10 protein-coding genes are annotated in these 8,792 nt (G+C 30.7%); all 10 read left to right on the forward strand.

Annotation, left to right across the window (positions count from 1 at the left end; translation table 11 throughout):
- Positions 1-453: hypothetical protein (locus tag FPG59_RS10875; RefSeq protein WP_086454629.1), on the forward strand; the 453-nt coding region annotated here is incomplete at its 5' end.
- Positions 454-650: 197 nt separating this feature from the next.
- A complete protein-coding gene (locus FPG59_RS10880; protein WP_140344635.1) occupies positions 651-1,424 on the forward strand; it encodes a hypothetical protein in 774 nt (257 codons plus the stop codon).
- A gap of 211 nt (positions 1,425-1,635) precedes the next feature.
- The gene (locus FPG59_RS10885; RefSeq protein ID WP_086454631.1) at positions 1,636-1,893 is read left to right on the forward strand and encodes a hypothetical protein; all 258 of its coding nucleotides are present in this window, start codon (positions 1,636-1,638) and stop codon (positions 1,891-1,893) included.
- A 129-nt stretch (positions 1,894-2,022) separates the two neighbouring features.
- Positions 2,023-2,721 (forward strand): carboxypeptidase-like regulatory domain-containing protein, encoded by a 699-nt coding sequence (locus FPG59_RS10890; RefSeq protein ID WP_086454632.1) that lies wholly within the window; start codon positions 2,023-2,025, stop codon positions 2,719-2,721.
- A gap of 211 nt (positions 2,722-2,932) precedes the next feature.
- Positions 2,933-3,706 (forward strand): DUF3667 domain-containing protein, encoded by a 774-nt coding sequence (locus FPG59_RS10895; RefSeq protein ID WP_086454633.1) that lies wholly within the window; start codon positions 2,933-2,935, stop codon positions 3,704-3,706.
- Between the two features lie 183 nt (positions 3,707-3,889).
- The gene (locus FPG59_RS10900; protein WP_086454634.1) at positions 3,890-5,128 is read left to right on the forward strand and encodes a T9SS type A sorting domain-containing protein; all 1,239 of its coding nucleotides are present in this window, start codon (positions 3,890-3,892) and stop codon (positions 5,126-5,128) included.
- A gap of 165 nt (positions 5,129-5,293) precedes the next feature.
- Positions 5,294-5,917, forward strand: a complete 624-nt coding sequence (locus FPG59_RS10905) for a hypothetical protein (protein WP_086454635.1) — start codon at positions 5,294-5,296, stop codon at positions 5,915-5,917.
- A gap of 166 nt (positions 5,918-6,083) precedes the next feature.
- On the forward strand, positions 6,084-6,752 hold the full coding sequence (locus FPG59_RS10910; protein WP_086454636.1) for a DUF6624 domain-containing protein: 669 nt from the start codon (positions 6,084-6,086) through the stop codon (positions 6,750-6,752).
- Between the two features lie 48 nt (positions 6,753-6,800).
- Complete coding sequence (locus tag FPG59_RS10915; protein ID WP_086454637.1) at positions 6,801-7,736, forward strand: PD40 domain-containing protein; 936 nt, start codon at positions 6,801-6,803, stop codon at positions 7,734-7,736.
- A 268-nt stretch (positions 7,737-8,004) separates the two neighbouring features.
- Positions 8,005-8,463, forward strand: coding sequence for a DUF4440 domain-containing protein (locus tag FPG59_RS10920; RefSeq protein WP_254906684.1), 459 nt, complete (start codon positions 8,005-8,007; stop codon positions 8,461-8,463).
- Positions 8,464-8,792 lie beyond the last annotated feature (329 nt).

An 8,792-nucleotide genomic window follows, 5' to 3' on the forward strand; every position in this document is an offset into this window, starting at 1 on the left:
GAAAATTATAATCCTAAAGTTATATTTTGGACATTCAAAGACCCGAATTCAGTAATCGGCGAAATTAAAAAAACTGGATTTTTGCAAAACTTAAATAGCGAAATAAGTTCGAACGATTTGGAAATTATAAAAAAGCAAAACGAAGGTGGATTTCCGTTAAAAAAATCAGTTGCTATTTTTTTTATTGCTGCTTGGAACTTACTTTTTCTATCAGACATTATTCCATTTTTTGTAAAAGGCGAAACCGAAGGTTCTCCATTTGGAATTGGAATAAATTTAGCAATCGGATTATTATTCATAAGCTCAATTTTAGCAATTGTTTCTGAAAAGTTCCGAAAAGTAATTTTAAAAGAAAATAGAAATTTTGACGACATAAAAAAGTTTGCATATTTTATTGCACTAATAAGCGGAATAATGTTTGTGGCATTTACGATTGGAAATTTGAATAAATAAAAAACCAGCTGCTCAAAGTATTTAAAAAAAAGTTCTTAAACTGTAGGCTGCTTTGCGAATGTCTTCGGCTATACACTATATCTTGCGGTACGAAGTTAGAGAAATCAACACAACAGAGAATATTTATTTAGGATATTTGCAACTAATGCAAAGCGGTACAATGTTAACAGAAATAGCACCGGCATAAACATCTCATTATGAGAAAAAAAAATCTAATACTTTGCATAATACTCTTGTTTTCAATCAATTCTGTTTTAGCAGAATGTGCGTGGTCTGCCATGCAATTTTTTCCACAACAGAGCAACATCAGTTTAAATTCAATGTTTATCATTGAGGGATATGGCGAAAGTCAGAAAACTGTGGAAGCATTTAAAACAAGAAAAGTTTTTTTAGAAAGTGACAAGGGAGAATTAATCGAACTTACGCTAATAGAAATCTTAAAGGGGCAAAAGAGCCTAACGCAAGCTGTTTTTAAATCGACAGAAACATTGAAACCAAACACAAAATATTTTCTCAAATATGCTGACGCCACAGCAAGTGAGCTTGAGGAAATGTATAAATGGAATAGTAAAACTGAGAAACGAGAAAAAGTGTTTTGGCAAACTTCTAATTTGGATTTTATTTCCAAATTAAATCCAAATCATATTTTAAAATTTGAAAAAAATGAAATTGAGGAATTCGGCTGCGGACCGTCAGTAAACGCTGTCTTTAAAATAGTAAATAATAACGAAACAGAGACGTGGTACAAAACAGAAGTTATTGAAATTGCTACAAAACGCAAAACAACTTTTTATATTTTGGCGTGGAAAAACAAAGTACATGTGGGTCATGACATGTGTTCGGGCCCATTTACCTATGCGCGAACTGGAAAATACCAAGTTAGATTTACCCCAATGAATACTGATGGTGAGAAACTCATCACTACAAATTGGATCACTTTTGATAGTCCGTACATGACCAAAAAATGGTGACAAATAAAGCTGATAGAAGTATTATTAAAAAAAACCTTTTAACAAACAATGTGCTAAATGCCATGACTTGCAATGCGTAGTAACAGACATTCGCACTGAATCTAGTTCTAATAACATTCTGTTCTAAAAAAGAAGACTTCGTGGAGCAGTTGAAATTAAATCCAGAGATAAAAACATAACATAAATTATTAATTCCCGAAATGCTCACAAAATGAAAGATGAGAAAAGAAAAATAATTAAATCCCAAAAAAACGCAGCCCTACTTTTAATTTTTGGTCCATTACTGGCGTTAATCTCATATAGCAGCAAAGAAGACTTCGACAAATATGGAAATAACAATTACTACATCTGTGCTTGTCTATTTGTGATTATGATTTGCGGCGCACTAGCATTAAAGAATAGTTTACGTAAACTAAAAGAATTGAATTGCTCCCCAGCTGCTCAATCTGTTCTAATAAAACGTCCTTAACACTGTAGGCTGCTTTGAGAATGCTTGCAGCTATATGCTATAACTTGCGATGTGAAATCATAGGCATTGGCACAGCAACTAGCGGAACTAAGAAATCAAATTGTTGCATTTTAAACTTTGTACTATAACATGAAATACAAACTAGAAATACCCAAATCATGTCATGCAGATTGGAATTCCATGAGTGCTACAAATCAAGGTAAATTTTGCGCAAGTTGTAAAAAAGAAGTCATCAATTTTGAGTTATACACTAAAGCTCAAATTTTGAGTAAAATTTCGAATAACACATCCGTTTGCGGTAGATTAGCTAAAAATCAAATCAATACAGAATTTACAAATTCAAATCTTACACCTGCACCTTTTTGGGGAGTACTTTTTAGTTTTACTTCTCTTTTAACAGCACTGCCGGCATTAGCTCAAAAAGAAAAAGCGAAAATAGAAATTGTTGATTCGAAATCTAGCTCAGCCACTGTAAATACGACAGACACCGCTTTTGTAACCGTATCAGGTATTGTTTTAGAACAATTAACCGCTGATGCTAAAACAAGTATACAACTTCCCGGAGCAGTGATTGAACATAAAAAATCAAAAACAAGTGTAACTACAGATATCAACGGGACTTTTACTATTAAGATACCGTTACGAGATTTTTCAAAATCTAAGTTGCTATTAGTTCATTTTATCGGAATGGAAAGTAAAGAAATTGAAGTACTGAAAGCAGCAAACAATCTAAAAATAGAAATGACTCCAAGTGAAATGCTACTGGGAGAGGTCATTATTGTCCGCAAACGAAATATCTTTGATAGGATTAGAAGTCTATTTCGTTAATTTTTAAATGATTTATTGTTTTGGTAATTACTGCTCTTTGTTGATGATATTCTATAACTGTTCTTTTTATGTCACGCTATTTCAGGACTAGACAAAATAATTTTAATAAAGCTTTCAGGTAATATTCTTGAAAGCTTTTTTATTTAGAGACAATAAATTATTACTTTTACTTACAAAATATAACCTATTCTAAAAAGCAAAATAGTAACCCATGGAGAACAAACAATGCCTAAACTGTGAACAAGATGTTTCTGGTAATTATTGTCAGAATTGCGGTCAAAAAAGCAATACACACGCCATAACCTTAAAGCATTTTTTTGCCCACGATATCATACACGGTGTGTTCCATTTAGAAAAAGGAATCTTATTTACTTTAAAAGAAACATTTACAAGACCTGGGCAAGCAGCTTTGGATTACATTCATGGCAAAAGAGTAAACTACTACAATGTTTTTGCACTCACTTTAATGCTAATCGCTTTGAATATTCTAACGGTGCATTATTATCATGACCTGAATCCTCCATCAGTTTCTAAAAATACAAATGAAGGAATACAATTAATGAATTTCTTATCGAAAAATGTAAAATTAATTCTATTTGGATTAGTCCCGTTATTTGCGGTTAATGCTTTTCTGATTTTCAAAAGATTGAAAATCAACCTAGCGGAGCATTTCATCATTGCAGGAATAAATTTGTTGGGAATATTGGTTTTGTGTTTATTTGTCAACTTGTTGTCACTTTTGAGAGTCTTTGAGGAAATTAAATCCTTTTTAGGTATTTTAACAATCATTTATTTCTTCTTGATTATTTTGTTTCCTTTTTGGGTCTATTTTAATGCGGCCTATAAAAAGTATTCCAAGTTAGGGTTTATATGGAGAATAATTGTGTTTTATACACTTCTGTTTTTTGAAATTGTAGTTATAATGTCACTTATTGCAAAAATCGTTACTAATACAACTGCTATAAATTTACATTTCAATGCATAAAATTATTTCTGCTATTGTTCTAAAAAGGAAGTCTTCAAGGAGCGTAGCAGATTTACGTTTATCTTTTGCAATAATATTCTAATAATAGAAAATATGCCGTTACATAGTTCATTATAGCCCGTAGCACTTTAAAGCAGGCTCAAAGCTTTAAAAAAAATATTTACAATTAATATACAAATAAATATGAAAAGAATTTTATCTCTTTTATTACTTGGAACCAGCTCATTGACATTTGCACAACTTCAAATCAACACTTTGAATTTAACTACAAATGATTTAGTATATGATTCAGTAACAAATAAAATTTATGCAAGTATTCCTAGTTCAAATGGGGCAAATGGAAACAGTATAGGTGTAATAAATCCAAATACCTACGCGTTGGAAAATACAATTTTTATTGGAAGCGAACCTACAGTTCTTGCAATTTCTGATAATGGTCAGTATATTTATTCTGGTTTTAGTGGCTCATCAACTGTTAGAAGATTCGATGTTACAACTCAAACAGCTGGACTACAATTTAGTCTAGGAAGTGACTCATCAACTGGATCTTATTATGTTGAAGATATTGAAGTTATGCCTAATCAACCAACAACTATTGCTATTTCTAGGAAAAATAAAGGTTTTTCTCCTAGACACGAAGGAGTTGTGATTTATGATAATAATGTTATGAGACCCACAACAACGCCTGACCATACGGGAAGTAACAGAATTGAATTTACAAGCCAAAATTCACTGATAGGTTACAATAATGAAACTACTGAATTTGGAATTAGAAGATTGTCCATAAATAGTAGTGGAGTTAGTAATGTTAGTGTAACTCAAAACGTAATATCAAACTTTTATCTAGATTTTATTTACAAAAACAATTACATGTATTCATCTGATGGTAAAGTCATTGATGTTACCACTGCACCTTTTGTTATTGGTCAATTTTCAAATGTTAATGGCCCAGTAGTCTATGATAGCTATCATAATAGTGTATGTTTTGCCAGCTATGATTTTTCGGGAAACATCACTTTTAAAAGATTTAATCCCAATACTTTTTTGTTGTCTGATAGTTTACCCATTTCACAAGCCTTTGGTTCAGTAAAAAATATTATCACTTGTGGAAATGGTTGCTATGCTTTTAATACAACTAGCGATAAAGTAATCATTATCAAAGATGCAACATTAGGCTTACCCAAATCTCAAGAAAAAAACAACATCACAATATATCCTAATCCTACAAGTGATTATTTATATATCAAAAGTGATATAGATTTAAAAGAAATACAAATTTCTGATTTAAACGGTAAGATAATAAGTAATTTAAAAAATCAAGATGATAAAATAAATTTAACTAGTTTACAAACTGGTATTTATTTTGTAAAAATTAGTGATATAAATGGAGGAACGTTAACTTCGAAAATCATAAAAAAATAACTTTCATCCAACCACAGCTACTCGAAGTATTATTAAAAGAACGTACTTTAAACCTTAGGGTGCTGCAAATGTCTCAGCCAAAATTGGAGGTGTTGGAGACATTTTTTTGCATAATTTATAAGTTATTGCACTTATAAAAACGACTACAAATAAAAAATAAAACGAATGAAAAAAATACTTTTTACAATTTTCACAGTACTCCTACTTTCATTGACATCTTGCGGACAAACAGACCCTAATAAAAATATTGACGAAGGAAAAATTGAAGGAAACATCTATACAAGCCAAGAAATTGGCTGGACTATTGTAATCCCAAAAGGTTGGACAATTGTAGACAAAGAAAAAAATAAGGAAATTAATGAAAAAGGGCTTAAAGCATTAGAAGAAACATTAGAAGGTGAAGTAGACTATAGTAAACTTAAAAACCTTATTTCATTACAAAAAGACCAATTCAATAATTTTCAGTCCACTTCAGAACCATTTGAACTAGAATATGACGGAGAATGGGAAGAAAATAATTCGGCACTGAAAGAAATTATTTACAAGACATACCTAAATCAAGGTATAAAAGCAGACTCTTCTGCAACAACAGTAGAAAAAATAGACGGATTAGATTTTCAGAAATATAGTTTTACGATTTACAGTCCAAAAGGAGAAGCTTTATTAAAACAAATTATGTTTAGCAGACTAATTAACGGCTTTGACTTTGGGGTGAATATAAACTACAACAATGACAAAGACAGAGATGAACTTTTAAAAGTATTCAGAAACTCTAAATTTAAAAAATAAGAATTACGCGCCACAACACTGAACTAATCAGAGCGTTATTTTAAAAAATGTTCTTTAATTTCTGAACTGCTATACACATATGTGTGGTCAGACTAGATGTAGCTTGGGAGGGTTTGTTACGATTAATTACAATTTGCAGGCAAGGTTACCAAAAAAATCAATTTAGATGAAAAAATCATTGTTTTTATTAATTTTAGTTATAATTAGTTGCAATGCAACTAAAGTAGTATCGAATTCCGATAAAGAAAAAATAACTGCTGAACTGGATTATATATTTACTATTGACCAAAAATATAGTTATGCAACTCCTTCTGAAGAACTCCTTAAAAAATTTGGGAAAAATGAAGCGTGGAAAATTTTTGAAATGAAAAGAGATAGTGTTGGTATTGATAATCAAAAAAAAATTAAAAAAATATATTCAGAATATGGTTATTTAGGTTATGATAAGATTGGTCAAGAATACTCGAAAAAATTTTGGATTACTATTCAACACGCAGACAATGATATTAAGTTCCAACAGAAAATGCTTAAAGCATTAGGACAAGAAATCGAAAAAAATAATGCCGAAAAATCTAATTATGCAATGCTTGAGGACAGAATTGCAATCAACCTAAACCAAAAGCAGAGATTTGGTTCGCAAGTTACATACAATAAAGTAGGACAAGCAATTCCAAAAAACGGATTACTTGATTCATTAAATATTGATAATCTGAGATTAAAATATAACTTACCTTCTTTTAAAGAATATTATAATGAGATGACGACAAGTCACTTTGAAATGAATAAAGATTATTATTTAAAACAAGGAATGACAGAACCAAAACTATATCAATAAAGAGCTGCTAAATGTACAAGTAACAAGCAATCAAAAAAATACGATCAAATGAAAAATATTTTAATGTTATTATTCTCTTTTTTGTGTTTTTTTCAAGCGCAGCCACAGGAGTTAAGTGTAAATCAAAAACAAATTGTAGCAGTAGTCCATTCTGATCTAAATAAGTTCCAAAACTTGCGTGACTTCTGTATCGCACCCAATGAAAAAGAAGCTTTTTTTACCATACAAAGTCCTAATCAAGAGTTATCAAAAATTGTATGTGTAAAAAATAAAAAATGGGACAACCCAGTTATACTTCCGTTTTGCGATGGATATTCCTATTTAGAGCCGTTTTTATCGAGCGATGGCACAAGGCTTTATTTCGCATCAGATCGACCAAAAGATAAATCAGAAACTCTAAAAAGTGATTTTGATATTTGGTTTGTAGAACGTAAAGATAAAAATAGTGAATGGTCAACACCTATAAATATTGGAAGCGCCGTAAATTCTAAAAACGACGAATTTTATCCCACCTTATCCGATAATAACAATTTGTATTTCACCAAGGACTCAAAATTGGGTTTAGGGAAAGATGATATTTATTATTGCCAATGGAATGGAGCAAACTACTCAAAACCCATTTTATTAAGTACAAATATCAACAGCGAAGGCTACGAATTTAATGCTTTTATCTCCAAAGATGAAAACTTGCTCATTTACACCAAATACAACGCGAAAGATGGTTTTGGCAGTGGCGATTTATACATGGCTAAAAGAGGCATTGACGGAGAATGGCAAGCTGCAGAAAATTTGAGCAATACAATCAATTCAAAGTATATGGAGTATTGCCCATTTTACAACAACGAAACAAATACGCTCTATTTTACAAGTAAAAGGAGCAATTTAGCACCAAAATCTTTTCAGAATATCCAACAATACCAAGAATACATTACAAGCGGTGAAAACGGCTTAAGCAAAATTTATAAGATAAAAATCAAGCTTTAACTTTTGTTTTTAAAAAACTGATTGTAACTATATTTATAAAAAAAGTTTTTTTTTATAGCGTACTGCTGTTAGCAAATGTCTCGAGACAAAGTTTAAATTACTATGTTATATGATATAATTAATGGATGATCTTCCGGGAGTTTTAAGTTCTTTTTTGTTGTAAAGGGAATGACTTTGGAAGCGTTACCAAATTTAAAATCTTTTTTTACATTGATAAAATAGCTACATTTATTTTTTTTATCTAGCAGTAAACTTAATTTTAACAAAAATGAACACACGTAACACCATAATTTTAATGCTGTTTTTTAATTCAATAGCATTCGCTCAAGTTTCAAATGAAACCCACAAAAAACAGATTCAAAATTTAGTACTCGAATCGTTTGATGAAATTTGGTCCAAATTAGAAGCTAAAAACATTGAGAAATACTATACCAAGGAATTCCTGCTTTTGGAACACGGCGAGGTGTGGAATAACGATACCATTGCAAAGTATTTGAATACAGCCAAACTCAATTTACCCATGCCAAAACGAGTAAATACTATTGAAATTATAGACATCAAAGTTTCCAACAAAACGGCTTGGGTGGCCTATCACAACTATGCAACCATTTCTGTTGATGATAAAATTATTAGAAAAGCACATTGGCTTGAAAGCGCTACGGCCATTTTAACTGATAAAGGCTGGAAATTTGATATGCTGCATTCTACTAGAGTGAAAAGTGAGTAAAAAATCATGATCGCAAGAACTATTGCTAAAAAAAGTATTGATTTGCAATTCTTTTCCAAAAAGTTTATGGAGAATGAGATAGGAATAAATTAAAACACACTTAAATTTATAGTTGGATTAAGTACATAATGTAAATCTGCTCGATTCTGGTCAAATCTTAACTCTCTATAGATTTCCTTATAGACCTTTTTAAATAAAACCTATAATGAATAACTACCTATTACTTTTATTTTCTTGTTTTATTTACTCACAATCCACCACAATAAAAGTACTTTCAAGTACTGATAAATTACCTGTTGAAAATACTTTACTATATAGCAATAATAACT

It is taken from the genome of Flavobacterium sp. FPG59 (genome assembly GCF_002150205.1).
Taxonomy (GTDB): Bacteria; Bacteroidota; Bacteroidia; order Flavobacteriales; family Flavobacteriaceae; genus Flavobacterium.